Below are 21,122 nucleotides of genomic sequence, written 5' to 3'. Positions count from 1 at the left end.
TGCGCTTTTATGTGATAGGTGTCACAAAATTTAGGATATGAGGGAAAACATACGATAGGTGTATGTTTTTTTGTCGTGTCTGGATGTTTAAATGAAATCTTGTTGAAGTGACAAGGGGGAGACTTCCTAAAAACTATTTAGGAGAGTGTAAACATGTTAATTGCTTTGTCGTTTATTGTTATGCTGGCGGCTATTTATGGACTTATTTATTTGAAAAAGAAAAAAGTTCCTTTTTCTAAACGGGTTGTTTTTGCGTTGGTATTAGGGATTGTTTTAGGGTTTGTGTTCAACCAGCTGTTCTCTTCAGCAGAGGGTGCAGTCTTTTCTGATTGGATTGGTATGTTCGGCAGTATCTATGTGAAGCTGTTGCAAATGATCGCAATGCCGCTGATTTTGGTCTGTGTCATCTTAGCCTTCACGAAAATCGAAATTAAAACCAACGTATTAAAAATTGGTGTTACGATTGTTGGCACATTAATTGTTACAGCCGGAATCGCGGGAATTGTCGGAATTGCGACAGGTTACTTTGCAAATATTGACGGAAGTACCTTCAACATCAGCCAATCGGCGTTAAGTGCTGCGAACGATATTGAAAAAAATTATGTAACTGGTGGGGAGCACACCTTGTCCTTGCCGCAAAAGATCGTAGCAATTTTCCCATCGAATCCGTTCTTTGATTTAACTGGCCAACGAGCAAGCGCAACCTTAGGCGTAGTCATTTTCGCCTTGTTCATTGGGGTCGCTTATCTGCGTATTAAGGATAAAAAACCAAAAGAAGCGGATTTGTTCCGCCGTGGAATGGACAGCATTTACGAAATTGTTATGTCAGTGGTTCGTTTGTTTCTATCCTTTGCACCGTATGCCGTTTTGACTATCATGACTACAACCGTTGTGAACAATGATTTATCAGCAGTTTGGAAGCTGGCGCAATTCTTTGTGGCCTGCTATGTGGCTATGCTGATTCAGTTCATCATTCAATTAGGAATTATGGCAGCCTGCGGTATGTCGCCAATTCGCTACTTGAAAAAAGCTTTGCCAGTTCTGTCTTTTGCCTTTATCACTTCATCAAGTGCGGGCTCCATGCCGATGAATTTGGAAATGCAAGAAGAGCTGGGGATTCCTAAAGGGATTTCAAGCTTAAGTGCTTCATTTGCGACTTCCATGGGAATGAACGGCTGTGCCGGTCTTTATCCTGGGATTATTATTGCAATCGTAGCGGTCACTCAAGGGATCAATCCTTTGTCGCCATCATTTCTATTTTACGCAGCCTTTGTGATTGCCATGACCTCATTTGGGATCGCGGGTACGGGCGGTGGTGGAACCGTGGCAACCATTATTTCACTATCTGCTTTAGGGCTTCCGGTTGGCTTGGCAGGCGTCTTTATTGCCATCGAACCATTAGTTGATATGGGACGTACCGCAGTGAATTTGAACGGCGGTGTTGTTGCCAGCATGGTTACCTGCAAGGTTAATGGCGTTGACTTGAAGCAAACGAAGGAAAACAAAGAAACAGTGTTAACAACGAAGTAAAAAAAGGAGGAAAAGAAGTATGGAACTACGAACAGAATTACCTGAAGTATTTGACGAATTCGGTGAAGCACGGCGGCAAGGATTTCTAACCGTTAAGAACTTGAAGGAACAGGGTCAAGCCGTTGTTGGTGTTTATTGTACCTTTATGCCCGAAGAGCTAGTCATGGCCAGCGGTGCCATTCAAATTAGTCTGTGTTCTACCTCAGACGAAACCATTCCAGATGCAGAGGAAGATTTGCCGCGAAATTTATGTCCTTTAATCAAGTCGAGCTATGGCTTCGGTAAGACCGATAAATGTCCATACTTCTATTTCTCTGATTTGGTGGTAGGTGAAACCACTTGCGATGGCAAAAAGAAAATGTATGAATACATGGAAGAATTCAAGGACACGTACTTGATGCATTTGCCTCATAACCGTGACAGCGAAGCCAGCAAAAAGCTCTGGTACAGCGAATTGGTAAATTTCAAAGAAAAATTGGAAGACTTCTTCGACGTAACGATTACAGAGGAACAAATTCAAGAAGCAATAAAAATGAAAAACCAGGAACGCCGTGCTAAACAAAACTTTTATCGCTTAGGACAGCTGAACCCGCCAGCTATCAGCGGTACCGAAATCTTCCAGGTGATGTACGGGGCACAATACAAATTTGATAAACAAGAAGTAATTCAAATGCTGGAAGAAACGACAGATAAAGTAAAAGAAGGCTACGAAGCCGGTAAAACATTGCCTAGAAAACCACGTATTCTCATCACGGGTTCTCCTATGGGCGGCGTGACCGAAAAAGTTATTAAGGCTATTGAAGACAACGGCGGAATCGTAGTCGCTTTCGAAAATTGTACGGTAAGTAAAGCGGTAGAACGACTGGTAGAGGAAGATACCGCAGACGTTTACCAAGCTTTAGTGGATAAATATATTAATATCGGCTGTGCCTGCATGTCCAACAACCAGCCAAGAAAAGACCTGTTAAGTCAAATGGTCGATGACTATCAAGTCGATGGAGTAATCGATATGGTGCTGCAAAACTGTATTCCATTCTCGGTTGAATCGCTGAAGATCAAACGATACCTGAATGAAGAAAAGGATACGCCGTACCTATATTTAGAAACCGACTATTCCACTTCCGATATTGAGCAGATCAATACGCGGGTAACGGCCTTTATCGAAATGTTAGAGGAAGAAAAAGCATGTTCTATATAGGCATGGATTCTGGCTCCACCACGACCAAAGGGGTTCTTTTCTCAGCGGATCAATTACTAGATAAATATCTGATCCCAACCGGCGGCAATCCCCGAGGGGCGATGGAAGAGATCCTGGCTCGTTTTACTGAAAAGTATCAGCTGACCGATGTGAACAGCAAGTTGATTACCACAGGTTATGGCCGTAAACTGATCGACAGCGATCTGGCCATTACCGAGATCAGCTGCCATGGAAAAGGGGCCGAGTATCTACAGCCAGGCATTAAGCAGGTTATCGATATCGGCGGACAAGATTGCAAAACCATTCAGCTAAACGGCAAGGGAACCGTGGTTGAGTTCAACATGAATGACCGCTGTGCAGCAGGAACAGGCCGTTTCGTTGAGGTGATGATGCGAACCTTAGGTGAAGATATCACTAAGCTAGATCAATTTGCTTCAAAAGGCGAACCAGTAACCATCAACAGCATGTGCACCGTTTTTGCAGAATCAGAGGTTATCGGTCTGATTTCCAAAGGTGAGAAAAGGGAAGACATTGCTTGCGGAGTTCTGCACTCGATCGCTAAACGTATCAGCAGTCAATATTCCAAGCTGCGGCCAAAACGTGGAGAGGAAGTTCTCTTCACCGGCGGACTTTCCCGCAGTACTCAATTTGCGGAAGTCTTGTCCACATATGTCCATGCGCCGGTTCATACCAATGAGCTGTCGCAATATGCCGGTGCTATCGGTGCTGCACAGATTGGACAAAGAAAATTATAGTCATTCATTTGAAAGGGAAGAGCTGTTCTGAAAAAGGATGGCTCTTTTTTTACTGCTTTTATTTATTATTTATATAGAAACAAAAATTTATTTGTTAAGCTGGAACACCCTACCTGCGAAGGGCGCCATCTTCGCAGGTAGTTGTGCTTATTCAATTTTCAAGGATCGTGACCGTCTAACCAGTGGTTAAACAAAGCAATAACCAGCCCCACGAAAATAGGGGCTAAAATGTATTGCATCAAGGATCGCAAACCATCACCCCCTTTCAGTGGAGGGCAGTGATCCGACTAATCTGGTCCGTACCTACGCTGGATCAAACTAGCTTCAAGAGGAAGAATCCGGTGAATGCTGTCGCTCTTCTTCCTTTTTCCTTCTTCGCAGCTTTCGCCGGAGCATTTCTTTGACTATGTCATACGGCTTGTTGGAAGGCTCATTTGTCAAATTAGGAATCTTTTGATCCGTTTCTTCTATAGTAAGTGCTTTGAAATTAGTTTCAGGTGCTTCGTTTAATTCATCTATAGAAACTTCCTCTTTAGCTGAGGAAGATAAGGAGACTTTCGGTACTTGCGGCAATTCACGCCAAGAGCTTTTGGCCTTTAGCTCTTCAAGGCTGGCAGTATCAACCTCTTCTGGTAAGGTCGCTTCTTCTGGGATATCTTCAATCGATGCTGGCTCACCGAACAATTCATCTCCCTCAAAAATTGGTCGTTCGATGGTTTCTACATACTTGGCCTTCACTACTTCTTGGAATAGGCCAACGCCATCTTTTTCAAATAGATTTAAGCTGCTTAACAAATTCAGTGATTCTTTGATTTCTTCCGGACTTTTTGTAGTATCCGGATTTTTAAAAGTAAAATTATGCGTTTTGCCTTCGCTGTTCAGGAAGGTGGATACTAGTTTGATCATTTACTTAACTCCTTTCGGTTTTTATTTGCGTAGGTGAGACAGACAGTAAGTATCATTTTCAGGTGGCTTCAGAGTCCGTATCGTTTTGGAAAATCTTAGCTACTGATTTTATAAGAGACTTGGTTTTTTCAATAAACTTGCGAACAGGATTCAGTTTTAAGCCCAGTATCCGTAATTCACTGGTTTCAAAATAATCCACGAAATACCAGAAAAACTGCTTCATGGTTTTCGTTGCTTTAGTATTCATAAATAAGTAACGAACTAAATCCTGCAATACCAGAGCGAACTCCTTCGCACCAAGCTGATAACGTACACGTAAAGCAAGCAATAGTTTGATGGTCATGGTGCCATTTTGGGTTTCCTGATAGTATTCCATGAGTCTTTGCTCGATGGTTTCGAGTTTAAGGTTAAATAGTTGTTGGTGGGTGAAGGGTTGCTCTGACATAATAAATTTCTCCTTTTTATTTGTAATAGTAGATAATTTGTAGATAAGCTGGATACCTAGGAAATCCAGCTAAATGCATTAAGTAAGAGAAGCACGGCACGTCTGCCGCAGCTTCTCAAAAATTCAATTACCGTGCAACAAGTTCTTCTTCAAAGATCGTTGTTTCAATCGTTTCGACATACTTCGCACTAACAACTGTTTCAAATAAACGAATCCCATCCTTCTGAAACAAATTCAATTGAGCCAGTTCTCCTAACAGTCCTTTGATCTGTGAGGGAGCCTTAGTAGTGTCTGGATTGCTCAAACTCCAGGTTTGTGATTTTCCTGCCCCATTTCTAAAAATGGAAACTAACTTAACAACTCGATTCATGCTTATTCAACCTCCTTCATAATTCTTGATTGGACAGTCATAATCACACTGTCTAGTGAACTGTCTTGCTGGGATAGCTCTGCCATAATTTCCCCTAATTTCACCACATCTTCTTCTGGTGGATTATCAATCACATTTGAAAAATTTACTTTCTTCTGTTTGTCTTCCCCTGCTTGTTCGATTTGTACCTGTAATTTTGTGCCTAACTTTTGAATCAATGTTCATTCCTCCGTTTTCTGTTTTTGGTTTATTTGGTGATGCTTGTTGTGTTTCCCGGCCGGTGATTAAACCATACTTGAATAACAAAAATTTGAAAACTGTACAAATAGGTACCTGACCCTACAAATACGACCATGAAAATTTCGAGAAATCTTGATTCAATAGGGTTTTGCTTGTTTCAGTCAAAGAAAAAGTGTCGTATTTATGGGGTCAAAGAAAAGTATTGTTTCCAAGGAAAATAGAGGGATGATTGTGAAAATAAGTGTCATTTAGGTTCGTATAAAAGGATTTTGTAATGTGAAATGACTAGAAAGGGCAGACAAAAAAAGTTGCCTTCGCTTCCCGAAAGGGGAATAAGATAACGAAGGCAACCTGTATAAAGCAATAAAATTAGTTGATCAGTTTAGTCAGTAAATCAGAAAAGGTCTCATAATTCCATTCTGCTGGATCGATTGAACGACCAAGCCGTAAGAATGTTTGCAGCGCATAGTCCCTTTCATAGGCTTCCTTCAAGGCGCCAACTGGAAGTGGAAATTTTTTTAGCAGCGCTCGTTGACTAAGGGAGCGCAGAAACGGAGTATCCGGCAGCTGCAGAACTGATAAAGGCGAAGCAGCAGACGACTGTAAGTAATCGCGTTGAAGCAATGAAAGAATAGACAACGCCTGCTCAGATCGGTTTCGAATTGTCCGAATGGTTAGCGTCGTTTGGATTGTTGAGCCATTCACTAGATGAATAAGCGTGAATAGGCCTTTTTCTTTCAGCTCCTTAATTTCCACCGGATTGATCCACGGACTATGCTGCGGCTGTCCCAATGGGAAAATGACCGAAGACAAACTAGCCATTGGACTGTTTCGTTTACTGAAACAGTCGAACCGTCTCAGGGTATGAGCGAGTGCAGAATAATCTAGAAAATTCATTTTTTTCGCATGTTTTTGTAAGGTGGTTCGGGTTTGGTTGGATTGATGATACTGCTTGTTTTGAAAGAAAAGAATACTTTCATTCCGATCGGGCATAGGAAATACCAAAGATGGTACGTGGTTTTCTGGAAAAGCGTCCAGTTTTACAGCTAAATCGTTTTCATTTAGCAGTTCAAATGTAGTTGTTAGTTTGTACATATGTTTGTCACCCCTGCATTTTTCATTTTTTGTGGGATGCCAGCGAAATGGGGAATAAATGAATCGATCATCGGTACTTTTTATCGCGCGTGAAAAGTACTCGTTCATAAACAATTGGCAATGAATAGGGCCCTATCACTACCTGCTACTGAGACGTGACGCAGTTTCATTCAGTTTCTTTCATTTGGCCATGGCATCTTCATACGATTGATTGTTAGAAGAGAAAGAGACGACTCTCTTCATAACATCTACGATTATAAACTAAAAACACTGCCAAAAGTTAAAAATACGTCGTGGGGGATGTAGATACAATAAACATTAATTTACTCCTTCATAGGGCATTTAATCAAATTTAATTTTATTAATGATTGTTCTTGTGTAATAATTATCTTTAGGGGAATTGGGATAAAAAACATTAAGGAAAAACAAGTTGATTAAATAAATACAGTTATTTTAAAAAAATAAAAAAATTCTTGGTATTAGAAATACTAAGAAGTTTTCAGAAGACTATTAATAGGTAGTTATGTTTTTTATTTATCAATGGCTAATTACTAGTCTAATTATAGAATACTCTGAAAAAATACGCAATATATTTTGAAAAAATAATTAAAGTGAATTTTTTTGGTCGTTTTTGTAATTATTGATAGACGTGTTTGCAAAAAAACACGAAGAAATCGAGTGATCCTATTAGCCGTCAAAAAACCGTACTTTTTATAGAAGGGAAGTAACAAAATGCGCAGAGGAGAAAATATCTATCGGCGGAAAGACAAACGATGGGAAGGAAGGTATAAAAAAGGAAGAAAATCGAATGGCAAACTTTTGTACGGCTCTGTCTACGGAAAGACATTAACCCAGGTGCGGGAAAAGCTGTACCCGTTGAAGGTGAAATATCAGCTGATTCAAAACGTTCAGGGAGATGCTACTATCTCTCTTCGGGAGTGGGGCTATATCTGGCTGCATGATGTTCAACCAACCGTTAAACCGGCGACCTATGCCAACTACGAGCATAAACTGGTTCGCTATGTCTTATCTGCGATAGGCGAATATAGCTTGAATGAATTGGATGAAGCAGTGGGAGAAGAATTATTAGCCTCCTTGCTGCAGCGCAAGCTGAAGCCTTCCACCATTCAAGTAATCTTTCGGATTACGAATCAGTGTTTGGCCAATGCGCTACGGAAACAACGAATCAACGTAAATCCATTCCTATCTGTGAAGTTGCCCAAAGTGGAAAAAAGGAAAAATCAAGCCATCACTAGACAAGAACAAAAAAAGCTGGAGACGGCAGCTTTATCAGAAAAAAAGGACAGAGGTTTGCCAACCTTGTTGGCACTGCATGCCGGTCTTCGTATTGGCGAAACAGCGGCTTTGGCTTGGCAGGATATTGATTTTGACAACAACCTTATCCATGTACGATCCACCTTTCAACGAATTATAGGATTATATTCTGGAAAAAAGACAGGCTTGCTCTACTCGAGCTCTAAGACAGCTACTTCGACCCGTTCGATTCCTATGAGCAAGCTGTTGCGGCAGGTGTTGTTGGAACGAAAGAAGAAGGCAAAAGGAGAATTTATTCTCTCCAATAAGAGCGAACCGATCGAGCCGAGACTGATTACCTACCATTTCCATAAGCTACGTCGAAAAGCAGGACTGGCAACCATCCATTTCCATCAATTACGCCATACGTTTGCGACCCGTTGCTTGGAGAGCAAAGGCGACATTATGAGTGTGAGTGCTTTAATGGGGCACAGCTCTACCCAAATGACGTTAGATACCTATGCTGGCTCATTGATGGAGCAACAAATCCAAGTAGTCGTACAAATGGAACAGGCGATTAGTTAGGTTATTAAATTAAAACGTTTTTAAAAAAAGAATTTTTCTCTTCCGGAGGGAAACAGTTTGCCTAACTCAAGTAAGCGCTTTCCGAAGTGTGAAATCGCAAGATAACGCGATATTTTAATATAACATACGTTATTTAAATTGAAAACACTTGTTTAGTCTCCTTGTTATTTAATAAAAATTATTTACTGACCAGTACCCATACTTTTATACCGTCATGCTTCGTCAGAGGATGGTTTTTTTTGTTGCTGTAAAAGGGTTTCTGAGGGGGTTCTTAGTATTTCTAATACCAAGTAAAAAAAAGCAAAACGAGCGTAGTGCTTTTAAGAAAGTATAGAGGAATAAACAATATTTATCAAAGTATAGATGAATAGATAGAGAAATCGCATAGAGGAGGAAAGCCATATGTTCGGTTTAGGCAAGCAAAAGAAGAATGCTTATCAAGAATCAACGCAAGATGATTACTATTACGATGAATACGACAACGAAGGATATGAAGAAGATTACGGGTATGACTCGTATCAAGAGGAAGGCTATGAACGTCCTGTTGATAGCTCTAGTGGGTATGATCGCGGGGAGCATCGCTCCAGAAGACGGACAGCTGCACCTGTAGATGAACGATACGATGCCCGATATGAAGAAGATATGGAGTCCTTTCCAGCACAAAAAGCTGAAAAAGAATCTCGGAAAGAACCAGATACTCAGCTGCAACAGGAAGTGGAACGCTTGGAAGAAACTGTCGCTCAGTTAAAACATCAACTGGAAGTCAAACAAACGGAAATGACTGGGATGGCCACTACCCTGACCGAAAAGGAGCAAGAATTACACGAACAACAAGCGAAATCTGAACAACAATTAGAAGCTTTTCGTGAAGAAAAAGAAGACGAGCAGAATAATCTGCAAGCAGAAAAAGATTTTCAGATTCAAAAATTGACAGATCAAGTGGCCCAGTTGAACACGGAGCTGCAAGACGATCGAACCAATCAAACCGAGGCTTTGGTGCAAGCACAACGACAAATTGAGTCACTGAAACAAACACAAAAAGAAAACGAGGACATGAAGGCAGAACTGGCAACGATCCTGATTGAAACGAAAAAACAAGAACGGGCAATTTTGGAACGAGCAGAATACGAAGCCAAAGGGATTCGCAGCCAAGCTGAACAGGAAGCCCATCAGGTGATTCACGATGCGTCATTAGAGTTACGCGTAATGAAGCAAGAAATTAGAAATTACCGCAAGCGTCTGCGTTCGGTACAAGAAGAAACGACCCAATTTTTTGTACGTTTGTTAGCGACAAGCGACAACTTATTGGATGACGAATAGAAGAGGGGTGGTTTTTGGTGAAGCAAGCACAGAATCAACTCGCCTTATACCCCACTCCTGCGCCCATTATGCAAGAGGAGCTGCGTAAACAGTCGTTGTTAGAGGAAATTGAACGAGCGTGTGAGTATTTGTATGCACCGCATGGCACTTTGACGGAGGACCAGCGGAAAAAGATTTACCAGCATTTTGAACAATTATTTCGTTTGATGAACAGCAGTTATCATGTGGAGCTGTTAGTGCCAACTGGCTATTTCGATTGGACTAGCTTTTGGCAATCGCTTCATCAATTCTTTCCCCAATTTGCTTGGATAAAGGCACAAACAGAAGAGCCGAAATATGGCCGACAAGTCTATCGCTTTGATTTTATTCCATTGGCTTTTCGAGAAATCGGCTTTCCTTTCGGCATTCATCTAGAAGACAGTCTGACCCAACAATTCCCCTTATCTCCCGAAGAGGCCTTGGAACGGGCAGAACAGTTATTACTGGAATTAGCTGGACAACACTTGTCAGATGTATCGCCTAAAACAAAGGAAGCATCAGAAACGAGTGCAGTCGTTCCCATTAAGCAAGCAGAAGAACAGGCGAAGGATGTTGCGCGAGTTCAACAAGAAGAAGTAAAGAAGGAAAGTCAAAGTAAAGCCCGTTTGCGAGCTGTAAATCAAAAACTAGAAATGGTGATTGAAAAGCTGGAATTATCCATGCTTTACAGCGGGATTCAATATTTTGAACGAGAAAACAAAGAAGAGAACGATTGGGATAAACGGATCAAGATCAGTTTGCGAGAATATACGTATTTGCTTCAAAAGGCCAGGTTTTTGGAACAGATGTGGAACTTGAACGGTGAGCTGGTAAATAAATCTGAAAAGATGACGGTGACCGGTAATAAATTAGTTTACGAGCGGGATCAGGTGAAACAAATCAAAGCCAATCTTTCGACGAGAGACATTCACTTTGTTTTGTATGAATGCCAAGTAATTGAATCGCGGGCGAAAGTACATGCTCGTCCATGGTTCAGGAAGCCTTACGTAAAGCTAATGAAGATGGATTATGACAATTTATTGAGCAAAGCTGCTTACTTTGATCTTTTGCAAGGAGAAAGTGCGCTATTGGAACGAATGGTACGAGAACAACGAGATGCACCAGTCAAAGAAGCTCAGGAGGTTGGCTGAGGTCAAAGATTTTCGACTTTTTATCGCTGGTCTCTTCCAGCAAAAATGGGAATGGTCTTTATCTGTTGTTATTTACTTTTTTTCAGTTCGTTTCGTATGTACCACTGGATGTATCCAAAATATTCAGTCAGCGGCGAATCGATGAATCCAACATTTAAGGAGCAGGAGGTGGTTCAGATCATATCACATCGTAAACCCAAACGTTTCGATGTTGTGGTGCTGCATCCACCGGAGAATCCAGAGGGTCTTTATTTGAAACGAATCATTGGACTGCCAAATGAACGAATAACTTATCGGGATGGGCAATTATACGTGAATAAAAAACTTGTTTCAGATGAATTTGCCAAAGAAACGGAAGACTTTAACTGGAATGAGTTCTCCAGAGACAAGATTCCAGAAGGCTATTACTTTATTTTAGGCGACAATCGCACTATTTCCAAAGATAGCCGCCATTTTGGCTTGATTACCGAAGAACAAATTTTAGGCGTCGTCAAAGAAGGAGTACGAATTGAATGAAGACACTGCAGGAAAAAATTGAATGGTACACCTTCTGGTATTGGATTTATTGGCTCTTTTCGCTAGTCATTTTGCTGGGTGTGTTGGTACTAGGTATCTTTTTCTACTTTACAGATTTCCAAGATGTGGTGACGGTCAGCCAGCTTTTCCTTCTACTGTTATTGATGTTACTAGCTGTTTATTTGAGAATGACAGCACTACACTATCACTCAATTTTAATGAAGCTGAAGCAGGCAGCAACCCGACCAAGAAGACCAAGAGAACATCCACAACTACGACCGCAGGAAAGGCGGAAACAAGGTGAAGGGTAAAGTTTTGTTGGGGTGTTTCATCCTTGGACTCTGTCTAGTCACAAGCAATCAGATCCAAGTGAGACAAACGGTATCGGCTGAAACGCAGGAGTCCATTTCGGATCAATCAGAAATAGTGCCGAAGATTGAAAGCAGTTCGATAACTGTTAGTGAAGCACATGAAGAGTCAACTGGAGCTTATGAGACTGTTTCTTCTATAGAAGAAAGCAGTAGCGTGGTCAGAGAATCTACTGACTCACCGATGACAGCAAGGGAGATGACGAAAGGAACAGAAATCCAGACGACAAAATCCACTGTCTCCCCATCAAATATGCCAGAAACAGTTACTAAAGTTCAAACAACGTTACCAACCGTAAAAGTGGAGGAAAATTATCAGTTTTCAGTAGTGAAGAATCAAACGACTGAAGAATTTATCCACTCTATTGGAAAAGATGCACAAATCATTGCTTGGGATGAAGGGCTCTATGCTTCAGTGATGATTGCTCAGGCAATTTTAGAAACAGGTTCCGGCAACAGCCAATTAGCAAGACCGCCTCATCATAATTTGTTTGGGATCAAAGGGAGTTATCAAGGAAAAAACGTGTCATTTAATACCCAAGAAGATAAAGGAAACGGTCAGTTGTACACGATTCAATCGGTTTTTCGACAGTATCCCAGCTACAAAGAATCCTTAGAAGATTATGCAGCTTTACTGAAAAAAGGAATCTCAGGCAACGCTAGTTTCTACCAAGCAACTTGGAAAGAATACGTAGAAAATTACCAGGCAGCAACTAAAGAACTCACAGGAAAGTATGCGACCGATACTTCGTACGATAAAAAGTTGAATGCATTGATTGAAACCTATCAGTTAACTTCGTATGATGCAGAACCAAGTGTAGAAGAACTAAGTACACTGGTGGAAAGGCCTACCGAGAGTGCAGAACTACCTGCAACCCAAACCGAAAAAGAAAATGAACCAACTGAATCAAGTACAACGGAGGAACCAAAGATTTTGATAAGCGAAACTAAGCAATCAGTGGTATTCCTTCCACCAATTGCTCAACGACCAGCAAAAGAGGTGGCAGGCAATCGAACGGCACAATGAAAGAAGGGGAGACATGTCGAGACAACGAGGGTATCGAGAACGGGACTATGAGTATGAAGAACAATCACCTTACAGTGGTGAACGTCCCCCTTCTAATCGACGACCACCGCAAAGGATTGACTATGAAGAAGAGTATTCGGATCGTGAAAGATCTTATCCGAGACGATCAGAGGAACGTTATTATGGAGAATCGGATAGAAGAATAAATGGACAGCGAGGAAATCCTCGAGGTAGATATTCAGAAAACTATCCGTCCAATCGGTTGGCACCACGAAACTCGCGGCCAGTTTATGACACGTATGATCGTGAGCGGATGTCTCCCCCTAGAGGGGCGAGACCACAACGGAAAATGACTCCTCCACAATCAGCGCAACCGTTGCAAAATGCAAAGAAATCGACTAACCGGAAAATCTTTTTGTTTCTCTACAATTTGTTTTTCTATACGTTAACGATTGGCATCTTGCTTAGTTCCTTGATGTTTGCCTTTAGTGAGAAGTCTGATGCGGCGATCTTTGGCTATCGTTTCTACCAAGTTTTGACCAATTCGATGGCGCCACAGCCAGATTCACCTTCAAGAGGCTTCTATGCGGGAGATATTGTATTGGTAAAGATGGCGGATGGCAGTCAGGTCAAGGAAGGCGATATTGTCACATTCCAAGTAGGTGAGGGAGATCGCTATCTGACCCATAGAATGGTAGAGCGGTTAGACGAACTAAACGGAGAAAAGGGCGACTACATTGTCACCAAAGGGGACGCCAACAACAGTAAAGACCCACCGATTTCTGCGGATAGAATCTATGGAAAAGTGGCCTTTGTAATTCCCAAGATGGGCAGTGTCCTGAACTTTGTGCAGGAAAATCTGTGGCTATGTTTAGTGTGTGTGGTATCAACATTTAGCTTCTTCCTGGTTCTTAAAGCGTATTTTCTACAACCAGAACCAGTGAGACGGCCAATGAAACAAACGAAGTATCCAAGAGGGGTATAACTGCTTGTTCATACAAGTATTTATATAAAAAGTAAAAAAAGGATGTATAGGAGGAAAAAGAAATGAAAAAGAATAACAAGAAGAAAAAGCTGATGGCTGCAGCAGCAGCTTTAGCGTTAATCGCAGCCATCTCGGGGACGTTTGCCTGGATCACTGCGCAGGACCAACGGATTAACCGGGCTGAATCTGCCGCAGTAAGTGACAACAGTGTAACGGTAAAAGAAACATGGGAACCAAAACCGTTAGTACCAGGAACCGAAGCAACCAAAGAGGTTGCGGTATCGAATACAGGTACTGCGAGTGTATTTGTTCGGGTGTCTTACGAAGAAGTATTGAAGCATTTGAATAAACTAGGTGCTGAAAAGCATGGGGCAACTACAGGGACTGGCGATAAAGCAGATCCTAAATATAAATATGTTGCGAATGATTCAGGATTAGGCAAACATATGCCAATCAACACTAATGGTGATCAAGCATACAAAGATGGTTTTGTTCAAGTACCTGCTGGCCAAATTACTGGTTTAACAACTCCTGATCATGACGATGTGAAATTATTGGTCAAAGGTGGAAAAACGATCGATGCAGTTACTGGTGCTGAGAAAATCAGTTATGAAGCGAAACTAATGCATGAATATTTCTCTCATCCAGATAATAGCGGATATGTTCCTGGAGATGGCACATACGATGCCAGCAAAAATAAATACCAATCGATGAAGTTCAATATCACGGTTACCACTGAAAACAGCAAATTGGATGCCAAAGACTGGAACTTTGCTTTGACTAATATAGAATACGGCTACTACGAAGATGGATATAAGAATTCAGTTGTTAACTGGGCGGCTTCTTCCCTTGCTGATGCAGATGGAACCAACGTAACAGGTCGTGCATTAATAGGAACAACTGGTGTTCGTTACAGTGTGGATTATGATTACACCCTTGCGGGACTAGGTTTGCCAGCTTCTCCTGGCTTGCCAGGAGTTACACCTGCAACAGTTGGAGATCAAGTCCCAACAGCAACTGGTAAAAAAGGTGTTCAAGCAGATACAAATGGTTTAGGTAAGAGTGAGATTCGGATCGGCTATAGTGCAGATGTAACAGATGTCGCTACTTTAGGCAATGACAAGTGGGTCTACAACAAAGACGATGGCTGGTTCTATTACACTGTTCCAGTAAAATCTGGCGAAACAACCAAGAACTTATTGGAAAAACTAGTCTTTGAAAGTACAATGGGCGCAGAATATACCAATGCTTCGTACGACTTAGTTGTAAAAATGGAAGCCGTTCAAGCTAATGCTGATGCGTTAATTGATTCAGCGGGCTGGCACTTGGGTGGCGGTTCAACACCAACAGGCGATACGTTGACAATTGTAACCAAACTTAAAGCAGGCATCTAAGCCATGCGCACGCCATGAAAAGAAGGGAGAAGTGACAGAGGTTGAGAAAGCTTATCGTGTTAGCAAGCAGCATCCTGTGTTTCTGTTTCTTCTTTTGCGGCATATCCACCGTGTACGCGGCAAAAGCACTTCCCCCTGGCATGGTGATCGGCGATTCGGATGGGATGTATGCCACCTCTGAGGGAGAATACTACATTGACTTAGTGGATATTCTCCCCGGAGATGTCTTTGAAAAAGAAATAACGATTCGCAGTTTGGATTTGGAAGAACCCTTTTCCTTAGGAATGTTGGCTGAAGAGATCGACTCTACTGGTTCAGTAGACTGGAAGAACCATATTACCATGACCTTGGTTCTAGATGGCAAAGAAATTTATCAGGGTTCATTGCTGGGGGATGACAGTAAAGACTGGAGTAAAACCCCTCTGGAATTGGGTGTTTGTACCTATGGGACAGATAAAGTCATGCATGCGACGTTTACCATCGATTCTAGTTTAACCAACGAGAATCTGATTGAAAAAAGTACGCTGAATTTTATTTGGAATTTTGTGGGTACCAAGGATCAATCACCTGCTCCTACACCACCAACCAAACCAACGAAGCCAACAGAGCCGACGGTACCAAGTACTCTCCCCAGCAGTTCAGGCAACCTACCAGCAACCGATCAAGGAGCACCGACCGCACGTAAGCTGTTGCCGCAAACGGGTGAAGAATTGGTCTATTTATTTCTGACCGGATTGTTGCTGATATTGATTGTCTTGTTCTTATGGAAAAAACGTCAAGAGGAGGAGCAGGAATGAATCAAAAGGAAAAGCGAAAACATTTGTTTCAGACCTTTGTCCACAGCAAAGGATTGTTCGCCTGCTTCTCTCTGGTGTTAAGCCTGTTATTAGTAGTAGGCAGTACCTATGCTTGGATTACTTCTGCCGATGAACGGGTGAATCGAACCGATGCCAATCAACGAAAGTTGTCGGCCGTGGTGGAGGAAGACTTTACGCAAGTCTTTCACTGGTCACCAGGGACATCAAAGAAGAAAGAAATACGCGTGACCAATAATGGCGAAGTACCAGCGATTGTTCGACTTTCCTTGCATGAGTTTTTTGTTAGTTTTGAAACGAATGTGGCAGATAATCATCGGGAAAATCCAGCTGTTGAAAAGGGAAATGGCAACTTAGTCGTTTATCCAGCTACCAGCGTTTTACCAAATAATACGATCAAGGTTAAGGAAACAACTACATGGAAAGTTAACAATTACTACAGTGTGTATGCCAATAAGTATTACAAAGTCAATCAAGCAATCTGTAATCCAGTGGATGATCATTCATTGGCTTATGTCTATAACGATACTGGTCGGACGATGCCGTTAAAAGCAATGGAGCTGAATTTCCAAACAACTAAGCTGTTTGACCAAGCTAAGAAACCGATTGCCGGAGATGCGGATTATTGGTATTACGAAAAGGGGTATTTCTACTATTCAGAGATTCTCCAGCCAAACGAAAGTACTGAGGACTTGTTGGAAAGCGTTACGCTGAATCCAGCTTATGCCAATCAATATAAAGGCGCTTTGTATAAGCTCGTTCCTTTGATGGATGCCCATGATATCACGAAAAGTCTAATCTCTGATTGGGGAATTACATCCACAGACTTTGCCTATGACATGTATCAAACTAAGCTGCACTAATCGAGGAGGGAAGAGATGAGAAATCGAAAGAAAAAGAGGCGACTCATTTATGTAGGATTCACATTAGCTCTTGTCCTTCTATTGATTGGTGGCAGCTATTTTGTTTACGCAGCAATGACTGCACAGGATCAAAAAGCCAATGATTTTCAAGTTGGGCAAGTAGAGACGAAGCTACTGGAAGATTTTACTGATATTACTGAAATAGAAACAGGTAAGGATGTTAAGAAAGAAGTACTGATTGAGAATACTGGGACGATCAAACAATTCATTCGCGTGATGGTCTTGCCAGAAGTTCGAGCACCGATTGCTGGTGATACCAACAAACAAGTATTACCGCTAGTAATTGGCAAAGATCTTCTTTTAGAGAACATGGCAATAACCGATTGGAAAGATGGCGGCGATGGTTATTACTACTATATCAAGGAAGCTGTGGAACCTAAAAAAACGACTAGCAAACTTTTCGAGTCCATCAAATTGTCGGATAGCTTAGCTAAACAATATGACAAAACTACTTTCTCTATTTATTTAAAGGTAGAGACAGTCAATTGTGCAGAATTTGCTTATCGGGATGCTTGGTGGCAAGGAAACATACCAACGGATCAGCCGTTAAAAGCAGTAGATGATGCATTGAGAACGAAAGTGGAAAACTCAATATAAGGGCATAGAAATCTATGTCCTTTCTAACTAAATCAGCACTCATGAGGTGAGTGTTTTATGACTAAAGCATTGATTTGATGAGTATTGTGGGGAGGGGTCACAACAGTGAACAAGAAGAGAACTGTGTATACATTGTTTGCCAATAAGAGAGTGAAAAAAGTTATTGGAACATTTTTGATTTTAGTAGTCATAGGTATTGGTTCAGTGTTCGGAATGAACAGTTTTAAAGAGAAAAAAGAAGAAGTATCTGCACATCCGACAAATACGATTAAACTGGATGAAGGTGGAGCAAATGAGTTTGAGTTGCCTTTCGATGCAAAAGAATTGAAAGAACAAGCCATAAAAGATTTGACTCCACCATTTAAGGAATACGTTCAGGGAGAAGCAGAAGTCCCAATTATGAATAAAAGTGTAATAACGGCTTATGGAAGTACACCTGCAATTAAAAATGGAAAGATACTACCCATTGGTTGCGATATTATCGACGTTGAAGAGACAAAAGGAGGTAATTATTTTGTTTTGTTTTCAATTAGCGGAAGCGATACGGGTGGCATCGCGCGAACAGCTGTTTATGATAAACGTGGAAATCAATTAGCTGTGGATAATGAAGGAACAAAGATTAATCTAAATCATAGAATACTTTCTAAATTATTCAATAAAGAAGGTAATGCTTTTCTAGTAAGTGCTGAGAATGGGGATTTCTTTAGATATACCGTCAATGAAGTTGGCGGTTCTGTGAACATAGAAAGAACGCTATTCGAAAAAAAAGATGTTGGTAATCCAGGAGCAGGAATAGGGGTGATTTCCATGGCAATAATTGATCAGTTTAGTGACTACTCTGATGATGCTCTAATTACAGGTCGTTCGACTTATACAGGTGGAATTTACAATAAAAGAATATCTGTAGGAACAGTCAATACTAGTGGATGGACAGGGGATAAATTCAATGCAAAATCAAGTCATCATTATACTTTACAAAGTCTATTAGTTGAGGAAAATCTGGGACTATTTGAGACATTTAATGGTGGTGTTATGGGAAGTCTAGGTGCAGGACTCTACAAAAGAAATAATTATACTTTTGGGAATATAAATTATGTAGTAACTGTAAATGGTAGCGAAAGCCCTCGATCATTACGTACTTTTCAAATATTCAGCAATGAAGATATAGGTGATACAGAAGTGAGTAGTAATGGTGGGGAAGTTTTTCCCATAGTAAAAAAAAGAGTATATCAGCACTTAGACATTGCAACTATTCGTAAAAATGTTCTAGCTAATAAAATGATAACATACTCAGTTGTTAAAAGTTTATGCAATGATGAGTTCGTGTATTTTTTTGCTGATGATGGAAAAAATTGTGAATTGATTCGGGTAAATTTAACAACCTTCCAAGATGAAGTTGTTAAAACCTATCCTGCGGGAACAATCATAAATTTCTATCCAGACGGACAAGGTGGATTTGCTTACTATGGCTCTACGCCGAAACTAAGTGGGGAGTTCTATTCTGAATACTATTCAAATAGGTTAAGTAGTAATTACTATTTTATTAGTGGAGCCATGACTGGTATTACGGGTTCTTCTGAAGACTTAAATGTCAGAAGTTTAAGAGCAATTGAAGTTGGTGGAGTAGTATCAGCAAGTTTTGCACTTGAAGGTGAAAATAACGAGATATTTATTGCGGGATATACAAAGGATTATGATAGTTTTCCCACTCATAAATATATGATTGATGAAAATATTGAACCAAGTTTTACTGCGGAATCTGGAGTGCCTTCTGCTGAAAGTGCACTTATCGGTACATTAAAAATTGAAGACGATTATGCTCCGATAATAAAACAAGAAAATTCAATTACTGTTGATCTTACAGACGGTCATATTTTAAATCCAACGGATGCAAATTATCTAGGATGGAGTACGTTGGACCGATGGTTAATTACTGGTAAAAAAAATGGAACTGTTTCTAATGGAACTGATCCTGATAGTACTGCAATCGAAGTTTATGACCATTTTGATAGTAATGATTCAGCAATTGCTGGAACAGCTGCAGGTCGGGCTGAATGGTTGCAAAAAAGAATTAATCGAAATCCTAAAAATTCTACTGCTGCTATCGCATGGGAGAAGTTGGGGTTTGATAAGACTACTACAGGTCCACAATTGGTTACTTATTTTGTCACGGATTCTCAAAGTCAACCTAGTGTTACTTCACGCTGGGTAAATAAAAAGGGTACTGAAACAATTGTTGACGAAGATGATAAGTATGCATTGGATGCGCAAAACTTCCATATACCATTAACGGGAATCGACTCAACAATTCCTGATGAAAACAAATTTAAAGAGTTGGCAAAAACAATGGCTTGGAGTTTAACTAAGCATGGAAGTACAGATGGAGATCAGGGCGGTGGGTTAGATGAAGACGGTTCTGATTCCAGCAAGCTTTCAACAAAGGTGACAGTGGATACTGTTCAGCTAAAAGCCTTAAGAGAAGCCACTGTAGCAAAACCTTATCCAGTAGATGTGGCCTACAAGCCAGAAAGCGGCATTGAAATCAAGAATCGTGTCTGGGTATTCGTCACTACGAAAAATACAGTGCCAAATAGTGAAACGAATCCAAAAGTAACGCCTATTGATACCAATGGTGTGGTTTATTATGCAGATGATTATTCTTTACCATATCGTTTAAGAGGTGAACACACTGCGGCTGATGTATTAAATCGAGGGAATGTCCGTGTGTATGACTATTATGACTCTACTCATGAAACAGATGCTGAATTGCCGGTATTGGCGGATAAGACGACTAATCCTGCAAAACTTCAAGTGGTCAATCTTAATGCAATCAAGACGGCTACTCAACCTAACTTAATTGATTCCAGTCCACCGGATGGACCAGCTATGATTCGTTACGAATGGGATGGACCAGTGGATGGTAATCATCAATCAGGAACGACAAAACCAACTCTTGGCGGGCTAGATGTTACCCTTACTGGTGATATTCTTCTACACGTACGTCAAGTTATTGTAGGAGATTCCAATCAGTTGGTCGTACCAGAAGAAGGCTATCTACGGATGGCAACCAACGATTACGATGGAGTGTCCGGAACAACGACAGAAAATGCTGATCAGTTACGACAGGTGAGGATTTCGTCAGGAAAGAATGCTGATAATCCAGCTTTTGAAACGATTGCTGTAAATGCAGAGCATATGGACGATCCGTTGGATGAATTGGAACTGAAGCTTATTATTCCTGAATATTATGAGTCGGTTGGAAATTATCTGACGTTGGGAAATGTGGATGCAAATGGCACAAGCCATTCAGGGAAAACAGAAGCAGATAGTAATAAGGCTTCGTTAATTTTCCAACGAGATGATCTTTATGATGACGAAGAATACTTCATCACTATTTATCTAAAACCAAAGTTGAATCAAGAAGGCCCACAACCTTATAGCTGGGATTACAAAAAGAACGATCTAGGAAAAATCAAAACCAAATAAACGAAAGAGGCGAGACAGAACATGGTCTATCTCTTATTACTAGTATTGGGTCTGATCGTGCTAGTTCAAAGCTATCTGCTGTTCTCGCTAATGCGAAGCCAACAGGATTTGCAGACACAGATTACCCGGTTGTTACGAAATAGG

General features: G+C 41.0%; 21 protein-coding genes. 15 read left to right on the top strand and 6 right to left on the bottom strand.

Going from position 1 to position 21,122, the window contains the following annotated elements; all coding sequences use genetic code 11:
- The first annotated feature begins 153 nt into the window (after positions 1–153).
- Genes IGI46_RS17435 through IGI46_RS17425 form a run of 3 tightly spaced genes read left to right on the top strand, consistent with a single transcriptional unit; the run spans position 154 to position 3,483 of the window.
- A complete protein-coding gene (locus IGI46_RS17435) occupies positions 154–1,530 on the top strand; it encodes a cation:dicarboxylate symporter family transporter (RefSeq protein WP_429973909.1) in 1,377 nt (458 codons plus the stop codon).
- A gap of 19 nt (positions 1,531–1,549) precedes the next feature.
- Positions 1,550–2,728, top strand: coding sequence for a double-cubane-cluster-containing anaerobic reductase (locus IGI46_RS17430; RefSeq protein WP_429973908.1), 1,179 nt, complete (start codon positions 1,550–1,552; stop codon positions 2,726–2,728).
- Positions 2,716–3,483: an acyl-CoA dehydratase activase gene (locus tag IGI46_RS17425; protein ID WP_429964209.1), complete on the top strand. Its 768-nt coding sequence runs from the start codon at positions 2,716–2,718 to the stop codon at positions 3,481–3,483. The genes IGI46_RS17430 and IGI46_RS17425 overlap by 13 nt, the downstream gene beginning before the upstream one ends.
- A 158-nt stretch (positions 3,484–3,641) precedes the next feature.
- Here the strand turns inward: IGI46_RS17425 and IGI46_RS17420 are convergent, their stop codons facing one another.
- The 6 genes from IGI46_RS17420 to IGI46_RS17395 all read right to left on the bottom strand — a co-directional run bounded on the left by IGI46_RS17420 (position 3,642) and on the right by IGI46_RS17395 (position 6,539).
- Positions 3,642–3,722 (bottom strand): type I toxin-antitoxin system Fst family toxin, encoded by an 81-nt coding sequence (locus IGI46_RS17420; protein WP_429964989.1) that lies wholly within the window; start codon positions 3,720–3,722, stop codon positions 3,642–3,644.
- 85 nt (positions 3,723–3,807) lie between these two features.
- Positions 3,808–4,389, bottom strand: coding sequence for a DUF2922 family protein (locus IGI46_RS17415; RefSeq protein ID WP_429964208.1), 582 nt, complete (start codon positions 4,387–4,389; stop codon positions 3,808–3,810).
- A 58-nt stretch (positions 4,390–4,447) separates the two neighbouring features.
- On the bottom strand, positions 4,448–4,834 hold the full coding sequence (locus IGI46_RS17410; RefSeq protein WP_429964207.1) for a hypothetical protein: 387 nt from the start codon (positions 4,832–4,834) through the stop codon (positions 4,448–4,450).
- A 127-nt stretch (positions 4,835–4,961) separates the two neighbouring features.
- Entirely contained in the window at positions 4,962–5,204 is a 243-nt protein-coding gene (locus IGI46_RS17405; protein WP_429964206.1) for a DUF2922 domain-containing protein, read from the bottom strand.
- Between the two features lie 2 nt (positions 5,205–5,206).
- A complete protein-coding gene (locus IGI46_RS17400) occupies positions 5,207–5,422 on the bottom strand; it encodes a hypothetical protein (RefSeq protein ID WP_429964205.1) in 216 nt (71 codons plus the stop codon).
- A 391-nt stretch (positions 5,423–5,813) separates the two neighbouring features.
- Positions 5,814–6,539: a hypothetical protein gene (locus IGI46_RS17395; RefSeq protein ID WP_429964204.1), complete on the bottom strand. Its 726-nt coding sequence runs from the start codon at positions 6,537–6,539 to the stop codon at positions 5,814–5,816.
- Positions 6,540–7,271: 732 nt separating this feature from the next.
- Here IGI46_RS17395 and IGI46_RS17390 point away from each other — a divergent pair.
- The 12 genes from IGI46_RS17390 to IGI46_RS17335 all read left to right on the top strand — a co-directional run bounded on the left by IGI46_RS17390 (position 7,272) and on the right by IGI46_RS17335 (position 20,978).
- Positions 7,272–8,378, top strand: a complete 1,107-nt coding sequence (locus IGI46_RS17390) for a tyrosine-type recombinase/integrase (protein WP_429964203.1) — start codon at positions 7,272–7,274, stop codon at positions 8,376–8,378.
- 402 nt (positions 8,379–8,780) lie between these two features.
- Positions 8,781–9,698, top strand: coding sequence for a hypothetical protein (locus tag IGI46_RS17385; RefSeq protein WP_429964202.1), 918 nt, complete (start codon positions 8,781–8,783; stop codon positions 9,696–9,698).
- Between the two features lie 14 nt (positions 9,699–9,712).
- The gene (locus IGI46_RS17380) at positions 9,713–10,867 is read left to right on the top strand and encodes a hypothetical protein (protein WP_429964201.1); all 1,155 of its coding nucleotides are present in this window, start codon (positions 9,713–9,715) and stop codon (positions 10,865–10,867) included.
- Positions 10,868–10,918: 51 nt separating this feature from the next.
- A complete protein-coding gene (gene lepB, locus IGI46_RS17375) occupies positions 10,919–11,383 on the top strand; it encodes a signal peptidase I (RefSeq protein WP_429964200.1) in 465 nt (154 codons plus the stop codon).
- Positions 11,380–11,694 (top strand): hypothetical protein, encoded by a 315-nt coding sequence (locus tag IGI46_RS17370; protein WP_429964199.1) that lies wholly within the window; start codon positions 11,380–11,382, stop codon positions 11,692–11,694. The genes lepB and IGI46_RS17370 overlap by 4 nt, the downstream gene beginning before the upstream one ends.
- Positions 11,684–12,778, top strand: a complete 1,095-nt coding sequence (locus IGI46_RS17365) for a glucosaminidase domain-containing protein (RefSeq protein WP_429964198.1) — start codon at positions 11,684–11,686, stop codon at positions 12,776–12,778. Before IGI46_RS17370 ends, IGI46_RS17365 begins: the two co-directional genes overlap by 11 nt.
- A gap of 13 nt (positions 12,779–12,791) precedes the next feature.
- Positions 12,792–13,763 carry a signal peptidase I gene (locus tag IGI46_RS17360; RefSeq protein ID WP_429962575.1) on the top strand — a complete coding sequence of 324 codons (972 nt, stop codon included), beginning with the start codon at positions 12,792–12,794 and terminating at the stop codon, positions 13,761–13,763.
- A gap of 62 nt (positions 13,764–13,825) precedes the next feature.
- Positions 13,826–15,157 (top strand): hypothetical protein, encoded by a 1,332-nt coding sequence (locus IGI46_RS17355; protein WP_429964196.1) that lies wholly within the window; start codon positions 13,826–13,828, stop codon positions 15,155–15,157.
- A 41-nt stretch (positions 15,158–15,198) separates the two neighbouring features.
- A complete protein-coding gene (locus IGI46_RS17350) occupies positions 15,199–15,954 on the top strand; it encodes an LPXTG cell wall anchor domain-containing protein (protein WP_429964195.1) in 756 nt (251 codons plus the stop codon).
- Entirely contained in the window at positions 15,951–16,835 is an 885-nt protein-coding gene (locus IGI46_RS17345; RefSeq protein WP_429964194.1) for a BsaA family SipW-dependent biofilm matrix protein, read from the top strand. Before IGI46_RS17350 ends, IGI46_RS17345 begins: the two co-directional genes overlap by 4 nt.
- A gap of 15 nt (positions 16,836–16,850) precedes the next feature.
- Positions 16,851–17,492, top strand: coding sequence for a hypothetical protein (locus tag IGI46_RS17340; protein WP_429964193.1), 642 nt, complete (start codon positions 16,851–16,853; stop codon positions 17,490–17,492).
- A 105-nt stretch (positions 17,493–17,597) separates the two neighbouring features.
- Entirely contained in the window at positions 17,598–20,978 is a 3,381-nt protein-coding gene (locus IGI46_RS17335; RefSeq protein WP_429973907.1) for a hypothetical protein, read from the top strand.
- The last annotated feature ends 144 nt before the right edge of the window (positions 20,979–21,122 follow it).

It is taken from the genome of Enterococcus sp. AZ163, from assembly GCF_050498925.1.
Lineage (GTDB): Bacteria > Bacillota > Bacilli > Lactobacillales > Enterococcaceae > Enterococcus_A > Enterococcus_A ferrettii.
This window is presented reverse-complemented; position numbering and strand designations above follow the sequence as displayed.